General features: G+C 72.9%; 17 protein-coding genes and 1 tRNA gene. 3 read left to right on the forward strand and 15 right to left on the reverse strand.

Annotation, left to right across the window (positions count from 1 at the left end; genetic code table 11):
• Positions 1-101: 101 nt before the first annotated feature.
• From lipB to WMF27_RS12650, 3 genes are all read right to left on the reverse strand, one after another.
• Positions 102-950, reverse strand: a complete 849-nt coding sequence (lipB, locus tag WMF27_RS12640) for a lipoyl(octanoyl) transferase LipB (protein WP_437768616.1) — start codon at positions 948-950, stop codon at positions 102-104.
• Positions 951-952: 2 nt separating this feature from the next.
• The gene (locus tag WMF27_RS12645; protein ID WP_437768615.1) at positions 953-2,440 is read right to left on the reverse strand and encodes an HD domain-containing phosphohydrolase; all 1,488 of its coding nucleotides are present in this window, start codon (positions 2,438-2,440) and stop codon (positions 953-955) included.
• Positions 2,441-2,557: 117 nt separating this feature from the next.
• Positions 2,558-4,765: a pseudouridine synthase gene (locus WMF27_RS12650; RefSeq protein WP_437768614.1), complete on the reverse strand. Its 2,208-nt coding sequence runs from the start codon at positions 4,763-4,765 to the stop codon at positions 2,558-2,560.
• 525 nt (positions 4,766-5,290) lie between these two features.
• Between WMF27_RS12650 and WMF27_RS12655 the strand changes: the two genes are divergently transcribed.
• Positions 5,291-6,883, forward strand: a complete 1,593-nt coding sequence (locus tag WMF27_RS12655; protein ID WP_437944162.1) for a hypothetical protein — start codon at positions 5,291-5,293, stop codon at positions 6,881-6,883.
• A 27-nt stretch (positions 6,884-6,910) separates the two neighbouring features.
• On the opposite strand, the gene cyaY is transcribed toward WMF27_RS12655, so the two are convergent.
• The 12 genes from cyaY to WMF27_RS12715 form a co-directional block, all read right to left on the reverse strand.
• Complete coding sequence (gene cyaY / locus WMF27_RS12660; protein ID WP_437768612.1) at positions 6,911-7,249, reverse strand: iron donor protein CyaY; 339 nt, start codon at positions 7,247-7,249, stop codon at positions 6,911-6,913.
• Positions 7,250-7,306: 57 nt separating this feature from the next.
• Positions 7,307-8,755: a phosphonoacetaldehyde dehydrogenase gene (gene phnY / locus WMF27_RS12665; RefSeq protein ID WP_437768611.1), complete on the reverse strand. Its 1,449-nt coding sequence runs from the start codon at positions 8,753-8,755 to the stop codon at positions 7,307-7,309.
• Positions 8,756-8,789: 34 nt separating this feature from the next.
• Entirely contained in the window at positions 8,790-10,085 is a 1,296-nt protein-coding gene (gene phnA / locus WMF27_RS12670; protein ID WP_437768610.1) for a phosphonoacetate hydrolase, read from the reverse strand.
• A 100-nt stretch (positions 10,086-10,185) separates the two neighbouring features.
• Positions 10,186-10,467 (reverse strand): hypothetical protein, encoded by a 282-nt coding sequence (locus WMF27_RS12675; protein WP_437768609.1) that lies wholly within the window; start codon positions 10,465-10,467, stop codon positions 10,186-10,188.
• Positions 10,468-10,531: 64 nt separating this feature from the next.
• Positions 10,532-10,605, reverse strand: a tRNA-Arg gene (locus tag WMF27_RS12680).
• 103 nt (positions 10,606-10,708) lie between these two features.
• Entirely contained in the window at positions 10,709-11,449 is a 741-nt protein-coding gene (uppS, locus tag WMF27_RS12685) for a polyprenyl diphosphate synthase (RefSeq protein WP_437768608.1), read from the reverse strand.
• A 307-nt stretch (positions 11,450-11,756) separates the two neighbouring features.
• The gene (locus WMF27_RS12690) at positions 11,757-13,133 is read right to left on the reverse strand and encodes a histidine kinase dimerization/phospho-acceptor domain-containing protein (protein WP_437768607.1); all 1,377 of its coding nucleotides are present in this window, start codon (positions 13,131-13,133) and stop codon (positions 11,757-11,759) included.
• 3 nt (positions 13,134-13,136) lie between these two features.
• The gene (locus WMF27_RS12695) at positions 13,137-13,838 is read right to left on the reverse strand and encodes a winged helix-turn-helix domain-containing protein (RefSeq protein WP_437768606.1); all 702 of its coding nucleotides are present in this window, start codon (positions 13,836-13,838) and stop codon (positions 13,137-13,139) included.
• A 115-nt stretch (positions 13,839-13,953) separates the two neighbouring features.
• On the reverse strand, positions 13,954-14,538 hold the full coding sequence (locus WMF27_RS12700) for a hypothetical protein (protein ID WP_437768605.1): 585 nt from the start codon (positions 14,536-14,538) through the stop codon (positions 13,954-13,956).
• A gap of 11 nt (positions 14,539-14,549) precedes the next feature.
• Positions 14,550-15,827, reverse strand: coding sequence for a hypothetical protein (locus tag WMF27_RS12705; protein ID WP_437768604.1), 1,278 nt, complete (start codon positions 15,825-15,827; stop codon positions 14,550-14,552).
• A complete protein-coding gene (locus WMF27_RS12710; protein WP_437768603.1) occupies positions 15,824-17,038 on the reverse strand; it encodes a hypothetical protein in 1,215 nt (404 codons plus the stop codon). The genes WMF27_RS12705 and WMF27_RS12710 overlap by 4 nt, the downstream gene beginning before the upstream one ends.
• A 148-nt stretch (positions 17,039-17,186) precedes the next feature.
• The gene (locus WMF27_RS12715) at positions 17,187-17,966 is read right to left on the reverse strand and encodes a tetratricopeptide repeat protein (protein WP_437768602.1); all 780 of its coding nucleotides are present in this window, start codon (positions 17,964-17,966) and stop codon (positions 17,187-17,189) included.
• A gap of 377 nt (positions 17,967-18,343) precedes the next feature.
• Here WMF27_RS12715 and WMF27_RS12720 point away from each other — a divergent pair, with 377 nt between their 5' ends.
• Both WMF27_RS12720 and WMF27_RS12725 read left to right on the forward strand, forming a co-directional pair.
• Positions 18,344-19,789 carry a sigma-54-dependent transcriptional regulator gene (locus WMF27_RS12720; RefSeq protein WP_437769859.1) on the forward strand — a complete coding sequence of 482 codons (1,446 nt, stop codon included), beginning with the start codon at positions 18,344-18,346 and terminating at the stop codon, positions 19,787-19,789.
• A gap of 4 nt (positions 19,790-19,793) precedes the next feature.
• Positions 19,794-21,083, forward strand: coding sequence for a formylglycine-generating enzyme family protein (locus WMF27_RS12725; protein ID WP_437768601.1), 1,290 nt, complete (start codon positions 19,794-19,796; stop codon positions 21,081-21,083).
• The last annotated feature ends 117 nt before the right edge of the window (positions 21,084-21,200 follow it).

Here is a 21,200-nt window from a genome sequence, read left to right on the forward strand (position 1 = left end):
TCCGCGACGCAGCGCGCGCCACGTCCCGGGAGCCGGCGTGACCCGCGGAGCGCGCGCCGTGCGACGTGCGACGTTGACGAGCGCCGACCCGGCGCGCGCGGCTAGGGCGCGCTCCGGCCCTCGGCGGCGCCGGCGTCCGGGGCGAGGAGCGCGCCCGCGAGATCCGCGACCGCCGACAGATCCTCGACGCAGGTGACGTCGAGCTCCAGCCCGCGGGCGAGCTGCGGCGCGCTGGCGAGGGCGACCTCGGCGACGGTGAGCTTCCGCCCGGTGAGCTGGTGGAGCGACGTCACGCCGTGCTCTCGGATGCCGCAGGGCACGATCAGCTCGAACGCCTTGAGGTCCACCGCGATGTTGAAGGCGAAGCCGTGCATCGTGAGCCATCGCGACAGGCGCACGCCGATCGCGCCGAGCTTCGCGATCTCGCGCGCCCACTCGGCGCCGCCCCACGCCTCCGGGGCGGCGCGATCGACCCAGACGCCGATCATGCCGTCGACCACGCCGCCCTCGACGTGGTGCTCGCGCGCGAGCAGGATCATCACCTCCGCGAGCGAGCGCACGTACCTGCGCACGTCGCAGCGGTCCGGCCTGAGATCGAGCAGCGGGTAGCACACGAGCTGGCCGGGGCCGTGGTAGGTGACGTCGCCCCCGCGCCCCGTCGCGACGAGGTCGATGTCGCGCTCGTCCAGCGCGCGGGCGTCGAGGAGCACGTTCTCGGGGTTCGCTCGCGGGCCGAGCGTGATCACGGGATCGTGCTCCAGGAGCAGGATCGTGTCGCCGAGCCGCCCCTGCGCGCGCGCCTCGACGAGCTGCTTCTGCAGATCGTGGATCGGGGCATAGCGGCGCCGGCCGATCCACACGGCGCGCGCGCGCCTCGGCCGGGGCGCCTCGACGGCCGTCGCCTGGCCGTCCGCGGGCTGGAGGAGGTCGCGGAGCGAGGTGGTCGGCATGGCTACTCCGGGACCTTCTCGCCCCGCGCCCGCCGCTCGTCGCGGTAGGCCTCGATGTGCGTCGTGAAGGTGGCCGCGACCTCGGGGTCGAACTGCGAGCCCGAGCACCGCTCGATCTCGGTGATCGCGACCTCGTGGGGGAGCGCGCGGCGGTACGAGCGGTCGCTCGTCATGGCGTCGTACGTGTCGGCCACGGAGATGATGCGCGCGATGATCGGGATCTCGTTGCCCCGCATCCGGAGCGGGTAGCCGCGCCCGTCCCAGCGCTCGTGGTGCAGGTGCACGCCGGGGATGAGCGGGTGCAGGAACTTGATCGGGTCGAGGATGTCACGCCCGTAGGCGGGGTGCCGCTTGAACACCTCGTACTCGTCGTTCGTGAGCTTGCCCGGTTTGTTCAGGTTGAGCACGCAGCCGATCTTGCCGATGTCGTGCATGAGCGCGCTCTGCCGGACGATCTCGATCTCGTGCGGGCCGAGGCCGAGCCGCTGCGCCAGCAGCACGGCGTAGACGGCGACCCGATCCGAGTGGCCCGAGGTGTAGCGGTCCATCTTGTCGATCGCCTTGGCGAGGCCCTCGATCGTCTGCTGGAACGTCGCCTGGAGATCCTGGTAAAGGCGCGCGTTCTCGATCGCCGCGGCGGCGCGCGAGCCGATGATGCTGAGCAGCTTGCGCTGCCCCTCGTCGAAGCGCCTCGTCCGCGTGAACGACGCGACGGCGAGGAAGCCCATGAGCCGCTTCTGGATGCGGAGCGGCACGGCGACGAGCGACTGGAGCGGGAGCGCCGGCTCCGCCGCGAAGAACCTGAGCCCCTTCACGCCCTGCTCGAGCAGCTGCGCGTCGGGGCGGAAGTGCTCGAGCACGAGCGCCGGGTCGAGCCGCCCGAGGTCGGCGCCCGCCGGCATGGACGGGCCGCGGAGGTGCTGGCGCTCGAAGAAGCCCCCCTCGCCGTCGTCGAGCCAGGTCGAGATGAGATCCCCGCACACCTCGTGGAGGCAGCTGTCCGCGACGGTCTCCAGCACCTGGTCGAGCGAGAGGCTCGCCGCGATGGCCTCGCTCACCTTGTAGAGCGACACCGCCTCGCGCAGCCGGATGTTCTCGGCGGCCATCCGTTGCTTCTCGATCCCGCGCTGGACGACGTGCACCACCTCGTCCAGCTTGAACGGCTTGAGCACGTAGTCGTAGGCGCCGCGCTTCATCGCGTCGATCGCGGTCTCGACGGTGCCGAAGCCCGTCATGATGACCGTGAGCGCGTTCGGCGCCGTCTTGCCGATCTCGTCCAGCAGCGCGATGCCGCCCATCCGCGGCATCTTGAGATCGCTGATCACGAGATCGTAGTGACCCTTCGTGAGCTCGCTCAGCGCGCTGGAGCCGTCCTCCGCCGTGCGGACGTAGTAGCCCTCCATGCCGAGGAAGTCGGCCAGCATGTCGCGGATCACCTTCTCGTCGTCCACGACGAGGATGCGAGGGCGGTCTTCTGGAAACGTGGACATGCGGCCGGTAAGCCTACCAGATCCGCTCGCAGCGCATCGCACCAAGGTGGGCGGGGCTGGCACAGGAGCGGACCCGCCTCGCCGGGGTGGCCGATCCACACGGCGCGCGCGGGCCGCTCAGTCCTCGTCGCCGGTCGAGATGATGGGGTGCCGGATGGTCCGGGGTGACTCGTCCAGATCCGGGACGCGGATCGAGATGGGCCCGGGGCTGCGGATGGAGGGAGGAGGCGCGGACTCCGCGTCCTCGGGGCGGAGCGGGATCATCCTGCTGCTCGGCGCGGGCTCGTCGCTCGCGGTCGTCAGGACGGGCACGGCGCGCTGCTCGCCGAGGGCGTGCTTCTGCTCGAGGAAGCGCAGGACCGAGGGGCCGGTCGAGCGCTCCAGCGCGGAGCGCAGATCGCCGGGCAGCGTCGACTCGATGATCATCTTCACCCCGGTGCGGGGGTGCTCGATCTCGATGCGCACGAGGTGCACGAACGAGCGATCGAGCCCGTGCTTCTCCTCGAAGTACCGGTTCGTGGGCACGTGGCCGTAGCGCTCGTCGCCGAGGATCGGGTGCCCGATCGCGGCGAGGTGCCGCCGGATCTGGTGCGTGCGCCCGCCGTCCGGGATGACGCGGAGGATCGAGTGGCCCGAGGCGACCGCGAGGCGGCGGTACCGCGTGCGCGCCGTGTACGTGCGCGTCCCTTCGCGGAGATCGCGGGTGATCGCGCCCTTGCCCGGCGTGACGCCCTTGGCCGCGGCGAGGTAGATGAGGCGCCCCGTCTTCGTGAGCGCCTCGCCCCAGCGCGCGGCCGCCTCCTCGCTCCGCGCGAGCATGACAAGGCCGCTCGTGCCCGGATCCAGCGGGTGCACGATGATGGGCGTCGTCGTGCTGCCCGGGATGCGGGCGCACCGCGCGAGCAGCGAGCCGAGGTACTCCGGCTGCGTGGCCACCGGCTCGTGGGGGCCCTTCTCGACGACCAGCACGCCGTCGTCGTCGTAGATGACCTTCGGCGCGGGCGGGGGCGTCCGGCGGAGGGCGGCGATCGTCTCGATCTCCTCCGTGAGCGGGATCATGTCGAGCGGCGTGAGCTCCGTCGACGAGTACCCGAGGCGGCAGAAGTGATCGAGGTCGCGCGCGAGCGTGTCGGGATCACACGAGACGTAGACGAGCAGGGGCGCGCCGAGGCGCGCGATCGCCTCGCGCGCCGTCGGGGAGACGCCGCGGCGCGGCGGGTTCACCACGATGCCGTCGAACTTCTCCGAGCTGTTGACGAGGGAGCCGACGATCTCCGCGACGTCGCCGGTGCGCACCTCCACGCGCTGGCTGAGGCCCTGGGCCTCGGCCGCGGCGCGGGCGTTCGCCGCCGCGGGCGCGAAGGACTCGACCATCAGGACCCGGTTGCCGCCCTGCGCGAGGGCGAGCGAGATCGCGCCCGAGCCCCCGTACAGATCGAGGATGCGCGGCGGCTCCTTGCGCCGGGAGGCGGGGCCGAGCGCGGCCTCGCCCTCGATGACGGGCCCGTCGTTCTCGAGCGACGCGATCTCGCGGAGCAGGAGGGCGTGCACGCGCGCGGCCTGCGCGCGGTGCGCCTGCACGAACGAGCCGAACGCGGCGATGTGGTAGGTCTGCCCGATCCGGTCCTCCGCGTGCGCGGTGCCGTCGAGCACGATCGTCTCGGGCCCGAGGATCTGCGGCGCCTCCGCGTCGTGGAAGTTCGCCGCGACGCCGATGACGCGCGGGAGCATCGAACGGATGGCGCGGCCGGCCTCCCGCAGCTCGTCGCGCGTGCACGCGCGCTCGCGCTGCAGGACGAACGTGATCAGCACGAACGCCGGGTTGTCCTCTGTCGCGCCCACCTCCGCGAAGAGCGGCGTCCCGGGCGCGAGGTGGACCTCGCGCAGATCGAGGGCGCGGAGCACGCCGCCCCTCGCCGCGTCGTACGGGAGGAGCAGCGGCCGGACCTCCGGCGGCGGCGACGCGATCAGCTCGCGCAGCCGCGAGGTGACCGCGGCGAGGGCCGGGGTGAGGACCCGGCAGCCCGGGATGTCGACGACCTCGTGATGTCCCGTGCGGCCGTACAGCCCGATCGCGCCGGAGGGGGCGACGATGAGCTTCGCTCGACCGCGATAGCCGGTGATCGGATCGGCCGGGATGACCGAGCTCGTCTGGAGCAGCCCGAGCGATGGGTAGTGCGCGGCTGCGGACACGACCCGAGCACGCTTGGTGCCGAGCTGCTCCGCGTAATCACCCGCGATGAGCGGACAGCCCGCGCACTCGACCGAGTGCGTGCACTCGATCAACGTGTTCGGGATCTCGCCTGCCTTCAATGTGCGTCGCACGGGTCCGGACAAAACACCGCCGCCCGATCCCTCTGCGCTGGCGCTCTCGCCCAGCCCGTGCGGTCCTTCGATACCTGCGCCGGAAGCCATTCCGGGGGAGCTTACAGGGGCTCTCGGCCAGCGTCGAAGGTGTAAAAAGGAATCCGTCGAGCTTTTCGTCTGCGGCGCTCGGCGCGCCGGGGAGCGCGCTCGGATCCTGACGAGATCCCGCGCCTTCGCCGGGGCCTGCGGTATGGACGGTGGGCGGTCCAGGCCCCGCTCGCTCCGTCGAGCCAGCCGCCAGGGAACACAGGGGCCAATGTGGGCGATCCCTGGCGCTGCTCCTTACCTCACCTCGGGCCGCGCCGTTCGCGACATCCGTGGTCGTAGCGTCGCAGCGCCCGGTCCGTCCCGCGCGCCTCGCGGGGGCGATGGTAGACTGAGCGCCTCTTGCGCCTTCTGATCGCTTCTCTCTTCGGCCTCCTGGCTGTGCTGCTCGCCCCTCCGGTGTCCGCCGGACCCGGCGACAAGGAGGCGAACCAGGGCATGAACGCAGCCAGAGGCGGCTTCTGCAAGCGGGCGATCCCGCTGCTCGAGTCCGCCGAGAGCCAGCGGCATCGCCCGAGCTCGGCGGTTCCGCTCGCCGACTGCTACGTCAAGCAGGGCGAGCTGCTGAAGGCCAGCGAGATCTATCACAAGGTCGCGAGCGAGAAGAAGGCGCCCGGCTACAACGCGCGGGATGTCGCGGCCATCACATCGGCCAAGAAGAAGGCAGCTCAGCTCGATGCGCGCATCCCGACGCTCGTCGTCAAGCCGGCGGAGCCGTACGAGGGGCTGGTTGTCGAGATCGACGGGGAGGTGATCCGCGAGCCGTCGGCGCCGCACCGGTTCGATCCGGGCGAGGTGCTGGTGATCGTCGCCAGGGCCGAGGGCCACGAGGAGACGTCGCAGAAGATCACGCTGAAGGAGAAGCAGCGGCGCGAGATCAAGCTGCGCCTCAAGCCGAAGCCCGGGGGGAAGAAGCCGCCGGAGAAGCCGGTCGCGAAGAAGCCATCGGAGAAGCCGCCGCCGGAGAAGCCGGTCGCAGAGAAGCCGCCGGAGAAGAAGCCGCCGGAGAAGCCGATCGCGAAGAAGCCGCCGGAGAAGAAGCCACCGGAGAAGCCGATCGCGAAGAAGCCGCCGGAGAAGAAGCCACCGAAGAGGCCGATCGCGAAGAAGCCGGTCGCGAAGAAGCCGCCTCGCGCCGCCGAGAAGCCGGTCGCGAAGAAGCCGCCTCGCGCCGCCGAGAAGCCGGTCGCGAAGAAGCCGCCGCGCGCCGCCGAGAAGCCGGCCGAGGACACGCCGCGCGTCGCGACGGGCCCCGACGAGAGGCCGAAGCCCGCCGTCGAGATGCCCGAGCCCACGCCGCCCGGCCCGCGCAGGCAGCGCGACCTGTGGCTCGGCGCAGGCTTCCAGGGCTTCTTCATCCCTCAGCTCATGTTCGGGCTCCTCGGAGAAGGGGGGCGGGACGTCCTCGTCCCCGGCGGAGACATCTCGCTGTCGACGCGGCTCGGGCGGCGGTTCGATCTCGTCTTCTCGGTCGCCTACGCGCGCTTCCGGATGCAAGAGACGCCGTTCAAGCCGAAGGGACACCCGGACACCGACTACGAGATCGTCGAGAGCGATCTCCAGGCGCTCCAGGCGGGGGTCCGCCTGGTCTGGAACATCCCGCTCGATCGGGACGAGCTGTTCGCTTTCCGCGTCGGGGCCGGCCTTGGCGTGGGCTGGACGTTCATGGGCGACCTCTACCGGACCCAGGCATATCCCGGCGACGCGGTGCCCGGCGACCCGGGCTCCTTCGTGCCGGGGGACCCGTACCGCTATGTGAAATGCCGCGGGCCCAACAACCCGGTCGGGAGCTTCCGGTACTGTAACCAGCTCGACTACGACGCGGATCACTACCCCGGCTATGTGGAGCCGAGCTGGTTCACCCGTCCCAAGGGGCGGCCTCAAGGGCTGCGGCCGCTCGTCTATCCGTGGCTCGTCCTGCCCGAGATCGGGCTCGCGCTTCGCCCGTGGGACCGCGTCGCGTTCGACCTCCGGGTCGGCGCCTCCGTGACGGGCCTGCTCGGAGGGCTCGGCGTCCGCTTCGCCCTGTGACGCGCCTCGCGCGGCGGACCGCGCGGCTCAGCGAGCGAGCTTCACGGCGCGGCCGAGCTTCCGGGACAGCACGGCCTCGAGCGTGCTCCAGAGCTCTTCGCCCGACTTCTGGGCCACCCAGCGGCCCTCGGACGGCCGGTAGTCGAAGTGCCACGCGGCCCGCTCGGCGGCCATCCAGATCTGCCGCGCCGCGCGGTGGCTGTTGACGACGTACTTGATGCCGTCCTCGAACTCCAGGGTGAGGATGCCGCTCTGCAGGTCGGCCTCGACGCCGTCGGGGATCTCGTTGATCGCTCGATCCAGCGCGTGCAGCGACCGATCGGCCACGTCGTCGAACTCTCGCTCCGATAGGGGCTCTCCGCTCATGCCGATCCGCTTACAACGGCGCGCGCCGAGGCGGTACGGGGAAGCGCCGGCGCCCCCTCACTCCCAGGGGATCGTGTAGAGCTTCACGTTGGTCATGGCCTTCATCGCCTCGACGACGCCCTCCTTGATCCCGATGCCGCTGTCCTTGATCCCCCCGAACGGCGACAGCTCGGACCGGTACCCCGGCACCTCGCGCACGTTCACCGTGCCGCAGCGGAGCTCCCGCACGAGCCTGTGGACGCGCCCCAGGTCGTTCGTGCAGACGCCGGCGGAGAGGCCGTAGCTCGTCCCGTTCGCCACCGCGATCGCCTCGTCGATGTCCTTCACCCGCAGGATGGGCGCGTGCGGGCCGAACGTCTCGTGCTGCACGGAGGGGGCGTCCCGCGGGACGTGATCCATCACGGTGGGGCCGTACAGGGCCCCGCGGCGCTCGTTCCCGAACAGCAGCCGGGCGCCGCGCGCGAGCGTGTCCTCGGCCGCCGCCTCGAGCTGCCGCGCCGCGGCCTCGGAGATCACCGTCCCCATGTCGGTCGCCGGATCGAGCGGATCGCCCACCTTGATCTGCGCCGACGCGGCGGCGAGGCGGCCGGCGAGCTCGTCGGCGACGCGCTCGCTCACGATGAGCCGCTTCACCGCCGTGCAGCGCTGCCCCGAGTTCCTGTAACAGCCGTACGCAGCGAGCCGCACGGCCTCGTCGAGATCCGCGTCGTCGAGCACGATGAGCGGGTCGTTGCCGCCGAGCTCGAGCACCGCGCGCCGGTAGCCGAGCAGGCCGGCGATGCGCTTGCCGATCTCGACCCCGCCGGTGAAGCTCACGAGCTCCACGGCGGGGTGGGTCACGAGCGCGCGCCCGATCTCCGCCGGATCGCCGGTCACGACGCTGAGCATGCCCGGCGGCAGCCCCGACTCGTGCAGCACCGACGCGAGGTAGATCGCGGAGAGGGGCGTCTTCTCCGACGGCTTGAGCACCATGGAGCTGCCGCTCGCGACGCTCGGCGCGACCTTGTGGGCGACCTGGTTGAGCGGGTGGTTGAACGGGGTGATCGCCGTCACCAGGCGGAGCGGCTCGCGCAGCGTGTACCCCCGCCGGGGCTTGCCGTTCGCCGAGATGTCGAACGCGAGGCACTGGCCGTCGTCGCGGAGCGCCTCGTACGCGGAGAAGCGGAGCACGTCGAGCGCGCGCCGCACCTCGTAGGCCGTGTCCTTGAGGCAGAGCCCGCTCTCCCACGTGATGAGCCGCGCCACCGCCGCCGCCTGCGCCTCGATGCGCGCCGCGGCGCGGAGCAGGATCTCGCTGCGCTCGTGGCGAGAGAGCCGCGGCGGGCCGGAGGACGCGCTCGCGAGCGCCTCCAGCACCGCCCCCTCGTCGAGCCTCGGCACGCTGCCGATCACCTCGCCCGTGAACGGGTAGCGCACGAGGATGCGCTCGTCCCGGGTCACCGGCCTTCCCCCGATCAGGCACGGAAAATGGAACGCTGGTCGATCGATTGAGAGCATCGAGCCCATCCCTGTCCCCCCTTCAGGCGCTCGATCGTCGGCGCTAGGCCACGGCGGTCGAGAGTCGGTTGAGCACCAGATCGAAGACGTCCGCGTTCGACAGCGCGCTCGGCCGGCCGTGCGCTGCGTCCGCGTCCGCCTTGGCCGCTTCCGCGCCGAGGAGCCAGGCGCGCTCTCCGGGCCGGAGCGGGTGGCTCGCGAGGATCGGCACCTCCGCCTCGTGCAGGCCGCCGTGGGACCTGAGCCCGCGCTGCACGGCGGAGAGGTCGTGGTAGGCCGCGCTCTTGCCGAGCACCGTGCTCCGATCGGCGAGGACCACGAGGTCGCCGATCCGATCCGGCGGCAGCGCGAAGCGCCGCGCGGCCTCCTCCCGGGGAAGGACGAGCTCCACGCCTGGGAGCCGCTCGAGGACCCGAGCGGCGCGCGCGCCGTCGTCCGGCGCGCCGAGGTACACGGTCGCGTACGACCCGAGCGCGCCGTGGTGCACGACGTACGGGTCGGTGATCGGCAGGAGCACGCGGAAGCCCGGGAGGCCGGCCTCGCGCAGGGCGTCGTCCAGGTAGCGCACGTTCGGCGAGCCGTCCGGCGCGGTCTTGTCGTTCATGCCGTGATCCGCGGTGATGCCGCAGACGAAGCCGGCGTCGAGGTACTCGCCGAAGAGGGCGTCGAAGCGGGCGTAGAACCGATCGGACATCGGCCCGCGCGGCGGCTCCTTGTGCTGCACGTAGTCGGTCAGCGACACGTAGAGCAGCGTGGCCGAGAGCCGCTCGTGCAGCGCGAGGCCCATCTCCATGGCGTAGTGGGAGATGTCCCAGTCGTAGATCGACGGGTTCTCGCGGCCGACCGCGGCGGTGATCGAGCCGATCCCGTGCTCCGGGATGGCCTGCTCGTGCGCCTTCTCGGCCGACAGCGAGATCGGGCGAGGGCCCCCCTCGCGGCAGGCGCCGAGGAGCGCGCGGAGCTTGTCCTTGGCCGTGACGCAGAGGGTCCTGACGCCCGCCTGCTCCATCTTCTCGAAGAGCGTCGGGACGCGCAGGAACCGAGCGTCGTTCATCGGCACCTCCTCCCCCGTGGCGGCGTCGAGGTAGGTGTTGCCCGAGATGCCGTGCACGCGCGCCGGCTGGCCGGTCACGATCGACACGTTGTTCGGGTTCGTGAAGCTCGGGACCTGGCCTCGGCCGCGCACGTACAGGCCGCCGGCGGCGAGCGTGCCCGCGAGCCGCGGCATCAGCCCGTCCGCGAGCGCCTGGTCGAGGTACTCCGGCCCGCAGCCGTCGACGCAGAACACCACCGTCTTGCGCGCGGGCAGCGCATAGCGCCGGTCGCCGAGTTCGATCATGCCGAACGCTGACACGCAGCGCGCGGGCCGAGAAGGGCCGTCGCTGCGCCGCCACAGGCGCTCCTCCGCCTCGAACGGCGGGCAGGGGAGCGGCGGTGCCTCAGTAGCCCGGCCAGGGATCGGCCGGCCTCGGAGGCGCCGGGACCGGCCGCTTGAAGCACATCACGCCGGCGTCGAGCGCCACGAGCTCCCAGCCGCCCTCGCCCCGCGCCTTCGCGATGGCGCGGGCCTCGTCCACGCCGTGCGCCTGCTCGCAGTCCTGCTCCCACCGCGGTGGGGGGACGCTCGGCGTGAGCCCCTGGGCGCGCACCCGTCCCGCCGCGAGCGCGACGGCCGCGCCCAGCACCAGACCGCCCAGCACGAGCGCGACCCTCTTGTTCATGGCGTCAGGGACATGGTGATCCGCGCCGGGCACGACCGTCAAGCGACGCACCGAGGACGTTCGGCACGCCCGGCAGGATTCGAACCTGCGACCCGCGGCTTAGAAGGCCGCTGCTCTATCCAGCTGAGCTACGGGCGCTTGGACGACAAGCGCGTCTCTCGTACTGCATCGCGGACGCGGAATCGAGCGTCACGAGCGTCACGAGCGCCGTGGGCGTGGGGAGCGCCCCGGCGACGTCCGCTCAGGTCGACGCGGCCAGGCGCCGGACCTGCTCGCTGGTCCGGCCGTAACGCCGCTGTCGCCGGCTGTAGGTCGCGACCGCCTCTTCGAAGGTCGCCTCGGTGAAATCGGGCCAGAGCGTGTCGGTGAAGAACAGCTCCGCGTACGCGGCCTCGAAGAGCAGGAAGTCGCTGAGGCGCTTCTCTCCGCCGGTGCGGATGATGAGATCGGGATCCGGCATCGCGCTGGTCGTCAGGAAGTTCCGGAGCGACTTCTCGTTGATCTCCTCCGGGATGACCAGCCCGGCCCGCGCGCGGACCGCGAGCGCGCGCATGGCGTTCGCCATGTCGCGGCGACCGCCGTAGCTCAGCGCGAGCGCCAGGGTCATCTCGGTGCCCCCGGCGGTGTCCTCCACGAGCTTCTCCATCGCGCGCCGCGTCGGCGTCGGGATGTCCTCGAGATCGCCGACCACCTGAACCGCGATCCCTCGACGGATCAGCTCGTCGTGTTCGCCCTCGGCGAACTCCTGGCAGATGCGCATCAGCGCGTCGATTTCGTCCTTGGGCCTCGACCAGTTCGCCACGCTGAACGCGTAGAGCGTGAGGTACGGGATGCCGCGATCGCGGCAGGCGCGCACCGAGAGGCGCACGGCCTGCGCCCCGTGCTGGTGCCCCCGCATGCGAGGGAGCCCCCGCGCCGCCGCCCAGCGGCCATTGCCATCGAGGATGATCGCGACGTGCTTGGGGAGATTGCTGGACGTCATGGGCTTTCCTGGGTGGGGACGACGACGGACTCTGCGCCGAGCATGAGCGCGGCAGGGGGGCCGACGGTGGTGCGATCGTGGAGGTTCTGTGGAGGATGGCGCGGGAGAGCTCAAGGCGCTTCGCCCGCTGACAGGTGCGCGAGCTCTTTGACGACACGGACACGCGCACGCGCCCGCTCGCCCGACGACCGCCGCCGCGCCTTCGCACCACCGATCCGGTGCGCTGTCAAACCGAGGAAACCTCCCGGAAACCAAGAGGGGCGCCGGGGAGGGGCGGCGCGGCGAGAGAGCTCATCCTTTCACAGGATCAGGCCCCCGGCAGCGAGAGCTTGAACTCGACCTCGGGCGGCCCGCGGTGGGTGCACTCGGCCGAGCCGCTGTGGGCCTCGGCGATCGCCTTGACGATCGCGAGGCCCAGGCCGGTGCCGCCCCGGTCGGCGCGGGTCGTCACGAAACGGCGGAAAAGGCGGCCCGCGACGTGCCGCCCGATCTCGCCGCGGTTGCGGATCGAGATCGCGACCTGTCCGCCCACGCGAGACACGGCGATCTGGACGGGGGCCGCGGCGTCGCCGTGCGTGCGCGCGTTGTCGAGCAGGTTGTCGAGGGCGCGCGACAGCCACTGCTCGTCGCCGCGCACCGCCGCCGAGCTCGGCGTGTCGAGCTCGACGCGGCTGCCGCGCTCTCGCGCCCGCGCCGCGGCGGCCTCTGCGATCGTGACCAGGTCGACCACCGCGGCGTGCTCGACGCCGCGCGCCTCGAGGCGCGCGAGCGACAGGAGCTCCCCGAGGAGCGCCTCGATCCGCGTGGTCGCCTCGCGGATGCGCGCGACGAAGCGGGCGGCCTCCTCGGCGTCGTCGAGCGGGCCCTCGGAGAGCACCTCGGCGCTCGCGCGGATCGCGGCGACGGGGTTCTTGAGCTCGTGCGAGAGATCCGCGGCGAACGTTTCGACGAAGGGGCGGCCCTCGATCTGGCGCCGCATCGAGTCGATGGCGCGCGTCAGCCGCTGGACCTCGCGGCCCTGCGCCGGCGGCGTCGCCGCGCGCACCTCGCCCTCGCTCACGCGCACCGCGAACTCGGTGAGCGCCTCGATCGGCGTCGCGATGGTGCGGCCGATCAGGAACGACGAGATCGCCGCCGCGGCGCCGAGCACCGTGCTGAGCACGAGGATCGGCGGGGCGAAGTCGGCGACCATCCGCTGCACCACGATGGTCGGCTTCACGACCTGCACGCCGCCGACGCGCTGGCCGCGGACCTCTATGGGCGCGGTCACGAAGACGGTCCCGGGCTCGCCCGGCGAGGCGCCGCGCGCCCGGAGCACGCGGCCCTCGGGATCGAGCAGCGCGATGCTCTGGGCGGTCGGGCCCTCGGCCTCGCCGTCGAGCGCGCGCACCGCCGCGAGATCGACGCCGCGCACCTCCATCTCCATCGCGGCCACGGCGGCGAATGCGGCCGCCTCGTCGCGCGCGCTGCCCTCGGCGAGCAGCGTCGCGCGCGCCTCGATGCGATCGATGACGAGCAGCCCGAGCCCGAACGCGAACGCGCCGACGATGCCGCCGAGCGCGATGAAGATCTGCATCCGGATGCTCATCCCCGCCGTCCGGGCGCGGACGAGGCGGGAGGCGAACAGCGCGACGAGCAGGATGAGCGAGACCGCCGCCGCCGCGGTGACGACGAGGCGCAGCACGCGTCAACCGCCGCCTTCCGCGGGGCCCGGCTTGTCCGCGACGCGGTAGCCGACGCCGCGCACCGTCTCGATGAGGTCGGCGTCGCCGCCGGCCTCGACGACCTTCTTCCGGAGCCCCTTCACGTGCGAGTCGATGGTCCGGTCGGTGATCGCGAACCCGTCGCCCCAGACGCGATCGATGAGCTGCGCGCGCGTGAAGACCCTGCCCGGCGCGGCCAGCATGCAGGCGAGCAGATCGAACTCGACGCGGGTGAGGTCGACCTTCTGGCCGCTCACGTACGCGCGCCGCGTGGCCTCGTCGACGACGAGCGGCAGCGGCGCCGACGCGCCGGCGGACGGCGAGGGCCGCGCGGCGCGGCGCAGGACGGCCCGCACCCGCGCCACGATCTCCCGGGGGGAGAACGGCTTGGTCACGTAGTCGTCGGCGCCGGTCTCGAGCGCGGCGACGCGGTCGGCCTCGCTGTCGCGGCTCGACAGGACGATGATCGCGGCGCGCGCCGCCCTCCGCCGCGCCTGGCCGATCAGGTCGAAGCCGCTGCCGTCGGGGAGCATGAGATCGAGGATGATGAGGTCGGCCTTGTCGATCTCCCGCTCCGCGGCCGCGAGCGTGGTGGCGACGGTGGCCGCGAACCCGTCGCGGCGCAGGAAGTAGGCGATCGACTCGGCGATGGCCGGCTCATCCTCGACGACCAAGACCTTGGCCATGGTCGGTGAGCCTAGAACGGCGCGGCGGACGCGTCGACAGGGCTGGTCGGCGGGCCTGGCCGGCCCCGCCCCTGCGGGGGCTCGCGGGCGTCGCGAGCGCCGCGTTCGTGCGCGCTCAGGCGTGCGGGATCGCCGCGTTGACGAGCTCGCGCACGACGCCGAGCAGCCGCTCGTAGTGCTCCGGGATGGGCCGCAGGCCGGCGCAGTGGACCACGAGCCCGCCAGGTCGGAGCTCGAGGTGCCCCTGGAAGCCGCGGCGGGCGAGGAGCTTGCGCAGCCGCGGATGGAACGCGCCTGAGGCCTCGCGCTGGGAGGCGGCGAAGGTCGTCACGTGGGCGTCCCAGAGCGCATCGTCGAGGGTGACCCGGGGCGGGGGAGCGCTCTCGATGAAGGCGACGCGCGTCAGGAAGTGCTCGCCGACGCGCATCGAGGCGCGGCGCTGGAGCGCCGGGTGCGCCGCGAAGCCGAGCAGCGTCCGCTCGAGGGGCTCGGCTTCGCCCTCGGCGTACCAGGGCTCGGCGATCACCGCGTGCCCGGGGTTCGCCGTCCACGTGCACGCGGAGAGGTAGGCGGAGGGGGGCGCGATCGTGTCGTAGGGCTCCCAGCGGCGGAACCAGGCCTCGTCAGGGCGCGCGGTGAAGGCGAGGCCGCGCCGGGCAGCCCACGCCGCGATGTGCTCGGATCCCAGCGGAGGCGGCATGGATGGCGAGGTTAGTCGGCGCGGCGTCGCCTCGGAAGCCTCCGGCGCCATGCGACAGCGAGCGCCCCGGCGCCGAGCGAGAGCCAGGACGCCGCGCCCGCGGCCGCGCCGTTCCCGGGCGCGTCGCAGGAGCATCGGCCGTAGATGCCGACCGTCGTCGAGGTCGTTGCGTCGTCGTCGTCGTCGTCGTCGTCGTCGTCGTCGCTGCCCGGCGGGGCTCCAGCGCCTCCGTGGCCTGCGGTCGTGATGGGCGCGCCGCCGGCGTCGCCGGCGTCGCCGCCGCTCCCGCTTGCGCCGCCGCGGCCGCCCGTGCCGCCGCCTTCACCGCCGCTCCCGCCTTCACCGCCGCTGCCTGCGCCGCCATCGCCGCCTGCGCCGCCGCCGCCCGTCTCGCCGCCGTCGTCCGCGCAGCGCGTGAGATGGAGGGGACGCTTGCGCGTGCAGTCCGTCGGCGACGCGCAGCGGGGATCGGAGAGCGCGGGCGGCGCGCCTGTGCCGCCGATCTCGCCCAGGTCAGGGTAGGCGACCTCGGTCCTCTCCCAGCGCCCCCCGGTGTGCTCCATCCAGCCGAACACCCGCTCCTGGTACGGAACGGCGCCGCCGATCGCCGGGTCGTAGACGCCGCGGCCCGCGTCGTAGTTGGGGTTGTTCGGGTTGTTGACGTACGCGAGCCCGTTGTAGGCCCACACGGCGCTGTACCAGTGCTCGATGAACGCGGGTTGCCGGTCGCCGACGCAGCGCGTGGCCCTCCACTTCGAGGCCAGGATCTGGGTGCCGGTGGCCGCGTTGTAGGTCGGCTCCGCGGCCACGCGGCGCGGATCGAAATCCGGGCTGTCGCCGCGCCGCATGCCGCTCGTGATCTGCGAGGCGCCGTAGCCGCAGTCGAAGGAGATGATCGTCCTCGAGCTCCCCCCCGCCTGGTCCATGGGCCTGTCCGGCGCGCAGAACTGCTGCCACCCCGACTCCTGCATGGCGATCGCCTTGAGCAGCTCGCAGGGGAACGTGGCGGGAACGTCGCGCCGCGCCTCGGGCAGACCGCAGCCCTGGCCGAGGCCGAAGGCCGGCGGGCCGGCGTCGCCCCAGGCATCGGGGCCCCGCGAGACGCGGTCGAAGATGGCGTTCCACTCCGCGACGGAGGGGTTGATCCCGGGCACGGCCTCGATCGCGCAGCCGCGATCGTTGTACGCGCTCGACGCGGTGAAGCAGGGGCAGTACGCGGCGCGCGCGGCCGGCGCGACCAGCGCGGCCGCGGAGAGCGCCGCCGGGATCAGGAGAAGGCGGCCCCTCACGGCTCCTCCTTCGCGGCGGTGAAGCCGGCGACGGCGATGCGCGCGCCGGGGGGCGCAGGGATCGCGGCGACCTCGCCGCTCTCCACCCGGATCGCGAAGGGGACGGCGAACGCGGACGGGCTCGTGTGCAGCGCCGCCACCCACGCCGCGTCCTGCGAGACGGCCTGGATGGCGTCGATGCCGGGGCCGAGCGGGCCGCGGACCGTGGCGCGCGCGCCGACGACGAACAAGCCGGTGGCGCGCTCGGGCGTGTACGCGAGCCCGCCGCCCGGCCAGGCGTACGGGGCGAGGCCGTGGCTCGCGCTCGCCTCGAGCCGGGTGCGCTTGCCCCGGGCGAGATCGATCCGATCGATGACCCACAGGCCAGGGTTGGTCTCGTGCCGCTCCTGGAACACGAGCGCGCCCGCCGCGGCGTCGATCGAGAAATCGCGCGCGAACGGCGGGATCGACGGGGCGATCACCCGCGTCGCGCCGGAGTCGGGGTCCACGAGGACGATGTCGGCCGACGCCGGGGAGACGCGGTAGAGGACGAGCTCGCCGTTCCACGCGCCGGCGAGGAAGGCGAGGTGGCCGGCGTGCCGGTGCACGGTGCGGATCGCGCCGGTGGCGAGGTCGACCTCGTCGATGGTGAGCGCGTCGACCCGGAGCTGCGCGGGGTTGTTGTCGGGCTGCGGCTCCGGGCCGGCGACGCCGCGCGAGACGAAGACGCGCCCCTCGGCGGTGACGAGCGGGCGGCTCGCGTGGACCACGCCGTCGCAGAGCGCGACGGGCTCTGCGCCCGGCAGGATCCGGAAGAGGCTCGAGTTGAACGAGCGGTCGCTGGACGGGCTCGTCTCGGCGGTCGCGACCACGAGCCGCGTCCGCGGGACGACGCGGGCGCGGACCACGGCGTCGCTCAGGTGCCGGAGCGTGGCGAGCGCGGGACCGGCCTTGGCTCCGCCGATCGGCGCGATGTGGAGCGTGGTCCGGGCCGCCCCCGGAGGCGTCGCGAGGATCGCGACGCTGGGTGGCGCGGAGAGATCGGCGGGCGCCGCGACGGCCGTGGGCACGAGGAGACGGCCGACCCGCGAGATCGCGGGCGCAGGGGCGTCGCCATCGGCGAGCACCGCCGTCATCGTACCCGTCAGCGCGGCGAGCAGCGCGCAGGGGAGCGCGATCCTGTGCAGACGGCGCCGTGTCAGGGGCGAGCGGGCGTGGGAGCTGAGAAGCACGACAGGAGAGTAGACGATGCGCCGGTGAGCGCTCGCTCGCGAGCGCGGCGGTCGCTTGCCAGCCTCTGCCGCCCCGCCGCCCCGCCGCCCCGTGCGGCCGGGGCGCTCGACCACGTCGCCGTCGCGCCCGGCGCCAGGTCGCCAGCTCTCAGAAGCGGCCGGCCATGCCGAGCCCGGCCGCGCCGGGTCCAGCGACCGGCGTCAGCTGGATCTTGCTGGGCCAGGGCTGGTTGAAGCCGAGCTCCCAGATGAGGCCACCGGCGACGCCGGCGGCGCCCAACCCGAGCAGCACGCCGCCGACCGTCGCGTGCGTGCGCCCCTGATTGCCCTTCTCGGCCACCTCCTCCGCGCAGCCCTTGCGCGACGGGCAACGATCCTCGGCGGCGCCGATGTCCGCGAAGCCGCTCGAGGTCAGGATCCCGCCGACCAGCAGCGTGACGACCCCGGCGCCCGTCGCGACCCACGGCGAATAGCCGTAAGGCGGCTGCGGCGGAGGCTCCTCCTTGGGGCGGTCCGGGATCGCCGAGGCGGTGGGGGCCGTCGGGAGCACCGCCGGCGCCGACGCGGACGCGCTCGCGCTGGCGCTCGGCGCCGGCCGGAGGGCGTTCTTGAGGTTCTGGATCTTGTCCTGGATCGTCTGCGCGTCGCTCGCGTCCGGCGTACGGGCCAGGTAGGTCTCCAGCGCCGTGACCGCCTCGGCCCGCTCGCCCTTCTTCTCGTAGGCGTTGGCGATGTTGATCAGCACGCCGTGCGCCGAGCAGTCGAGCTGGTAAGCGTCCTTCCAGTACTGGATGGCGCGATCGTAGTCAGCGCGCTCGTAGAACTGCGTGGCGGCCTTGTGCGCCCCCTTGGCGCCTTCCAGGTCGGCGGGGGTCGCCGTGCGGTAGCACTCGGGGTATTCGACGGCCGGATCTCCTGCTAAGGCCAACCCCGCGGCGAGGAATATCCCCGCGCCGAGACCGACCAGCCAAGTCCGAAACACACGCATCCGAGCCGCCCTCCGAGAAGTGGCCGCAGCATACTGATCCGCTTCGCCGGCAGCGAGAAAAAGGAATAGTTGCGGACCTCGAGGCAATGCGTTCGGCCTGCCGACCGGCGTGGCGAGCGCCGGGCGGAGCGGCGGCCAGGGGAGCGGGACAGGAGCGCCGAGCGAAGCGACGGCCGGGGGACGGCATGGGACGCCGAGCGAGGCGGCGGCCGCGGGAGCGGGACGGGAACGCCGCCGGCGCGAGGGCGGCCGGCCGGCGCGTCGAGGAACGGTCCCGGCGCTCGCTTGGTTTCCGGTTCTGCTAGTCTCGCCCGGTGATGCTCCCCGAGAAGAAGCAGATCCTCGTCGTGGATGACGAGGCGAACCTCCGGCGGGTCCTCAGCGCCCAGCTCGGCCGGGATGGCTACGAGGTCCACACCGCGGAAGACGGCGAGGAGGGGCTCGCGTTCCTGAAGGAGCACCACATCGATCTGGTCATCACCGATCTCCGGATGCCCAAGGTCGACGGCATGGACCTGCTCCGCGCCGCGCTCCGCGACGACCCGTCGCGGCCTGTGGTGCTGCTCACGGCGCACGGGACCGTCGACAACGCCGTCGAGGCGCTCAAGACGGGCGCGTTCGACTACATCACGAAGCCGTTCGATCAGAACGAGGTGCGCGTCGTCGTGAAGAAGGCCCTCCGCACCCGCGATCTCGCGAGCGCGGACGCGACGCGGGACGTCTCCGCGGCGCAGCCCCGGGGGGGCTCCGACCGGTTCGGCATCATCGGCGAGAGCCCGCCCATCCAGGAGCTCTACGCGATCCTCGAGCGGGTCGCCGACACGCCGACCACGGTGCTCATCAGCGGCGAGAGCGGCACCGGGAAGGAGCTCGTCGCGCGGGCGCTGCACGAGAACTCCGGCCGCCGCGACCGGCCGTTCATCAAGGTCAACTGCGCGGCCATCCCGAAGGACCTCATGGAGTCGGAGCTCTTCGGCTACGAGCGCGGGGCCTTCACCGGCGCGGTCGCCTCCAAGCCGGGGCGCTTCGAGCTCGCCTCTGGCGGGACGCTCTTCCTCGACGAGATCGGCGAGATCCCGAACGAGATGCAGGTGAAGCTCCTGCGCGTCCTGCAGGAGAGCGAGTTCGAGCGGGTCGGGGGCATCAAGACCATCCACGTCGACGTCCGGCTCGTCGCCGCAACCAACCGCGACCTCAAGCGGGAGATCGCGGCGGGCACGTTCCGGGAAGACCTCTTCTACCGGCTCAACGTCGTCCCGATCGCGCTCCCCGCGCTGCGCGACCGGCGGAGCGACATCCCCCACCTCTGCGCGCACTTCGTCGCGAAGTTCAACGCGCGCCTCAAGAAGAGCATCGAGAGCATCGAGCCCGAGGCGCTCGAGCGCCTGGCCTCGCACGCCTGGCCGGGGAACATCCGCGAGCTCGAGAACGTCGTCGAGCGGGCGCTGCTCTTCGCCGACGGCGCGCGCATCCGCCTCGACGACCTGCCGGAGGAGATCCGCGGCGGCGCTACGTCGGCGTCCGGCGTGTCGCTGCCGCTCGCGGCCGCCGCCGCGGACACCTCCGCCGCGCCGTCGACGCCCGACGGCCTCAAGGAGCAGGTGAAGGCGGCGATGAGCAAGCTCGAGCGCGACCTCATCGAGCGCGCCCTCAAGCAGACGCACGGCAACGTCACCCACGCCGCGCGGCTCCTCAAGATCTCGCGCAAGGGGCTCCAGCTCAAGATGAAGGAGCTGAACCTCCGCGAGCGCGACGCCGAGTGAGCCCGTGGGCCTCGGCGAGCAGCGCTCCGTCCGTGCGCCGAGGGGGAAGGCCCTCGCCGCCGCCTCGCTCGCCGGCCTCCTCGCGGCCTCTCCCGGCTGCGATCGCGGCGGCGCCCCGCTGGGCACGGACGCCGACCTCGACGCCGCCCCGCCCTGGGACGTGAGCCAGACCGAGCCGGAACCGCGCCCCGGCATGGCGTGGATCCCGAAGGGCGTGCTCATCGCGGGCACGCCGCCGGACCGGCTGCCGCGCATCGCCGACGAGGAGATGGCGGGCGCGCAGGTCGTGATGCACGGCTTCTACATCGACATCTTCTCGTACCCCAACGAGGTCGGCGCGATCCCGACCTCGAACATCGCGCAGGACGAGGCGCGCGCGCTGTGCGAGGCGCAGGGCAAGCGCCTCTGCACGGAGCTCGAGATCGAGCGGGCCTGCAAGGGGCCGGACAACACGACGTACGAGTACGGCGACACGTACAAGGCGCCGGTCTGCGCGACCGGGCAGAGCCGGGTCCTGACGCCCAACGGGGTGAACGCCGGGTGCGTGAGCGCGTTCGGGGTGCACGATCTCCATGGCGGCGTATGGACCTGGACCTCGAGCCAGTGGCAGCGGGGCAGCGGCAAGCCGGGGCTCGTCACGCTGCGCGGAGGCAACGGGCCGACCGGCGAGCTCGTGGGGCGATGCGCCCACGGGCGCGGCGCCAAGCCGGACACGCGCCGCCCCGAGGTCGGCGTCCGCTGCTGCGCCGGCGAGGTGAACAGCTTCGAGGTGGTGCTCGAGGTGACGCGCGATCGCCCGCTCCGGCTGGAGCGGCTCGTCGACGCGCGCGCCGCGGCGCAGCTCGCGGCGCTCGCGCCGGAGGAGGTGCGCAACGCGTCCCGGGCCGGGTCGGCCGAGGGGGCGTTCCGCGTGGAGCGCATGTGGACCTGGCACCCCCGGGGCAACGAGGAGCTCGTGCTCGGCGGCGGTTGCGCGCGGCCGGTCGGGGTGAGCGGGGCGTCGCGCGGCCGCGCCAAGCGCGCGAAGCGGGCGCGCCCGGGCGACGGGACGACGTGCGGGCTCCTCATCGCCCGGATGCGCATGAGCGCGCCGGCGCTGCTCGCGTTCGTCCCGTCGGATCTCTGGGAGCCCACGATCGGCGAGACGGACTCGCCGCGCGAGCTCTTTCTGTACGGCGGCGATGCGCTGGGCGCGTTCCGCCGTCGGATCACCTACGAGTGGGGCAAGATCGGCGTCGCCGACAAGGAGCGCAAGCGCAAGCACAAGGGCCGCCGCGGGCTCTCGTACGACTGAGGCCCCTCGGCGTCGCGACGAGCGCGCCGGGGCTCGCGGTCGCGACGCCGTCGTAACGGGTGGCGCTGGCGCGCGGCGGCGCCACATTCCGGCGGCGCGCTCCGGCCCGTGGCACAT

The sequence above is a fragment of the Sorangium sp. So ce281 genome (genome assembly GCF_051527395.1).
In the GTDB taxonomy this organism is placed as follows: Bacteria; Myxococcota_A; Polyangia; order Polyangiales; family Polyangiaceae; genus Sorangium; species Sorangium cellulosum_B.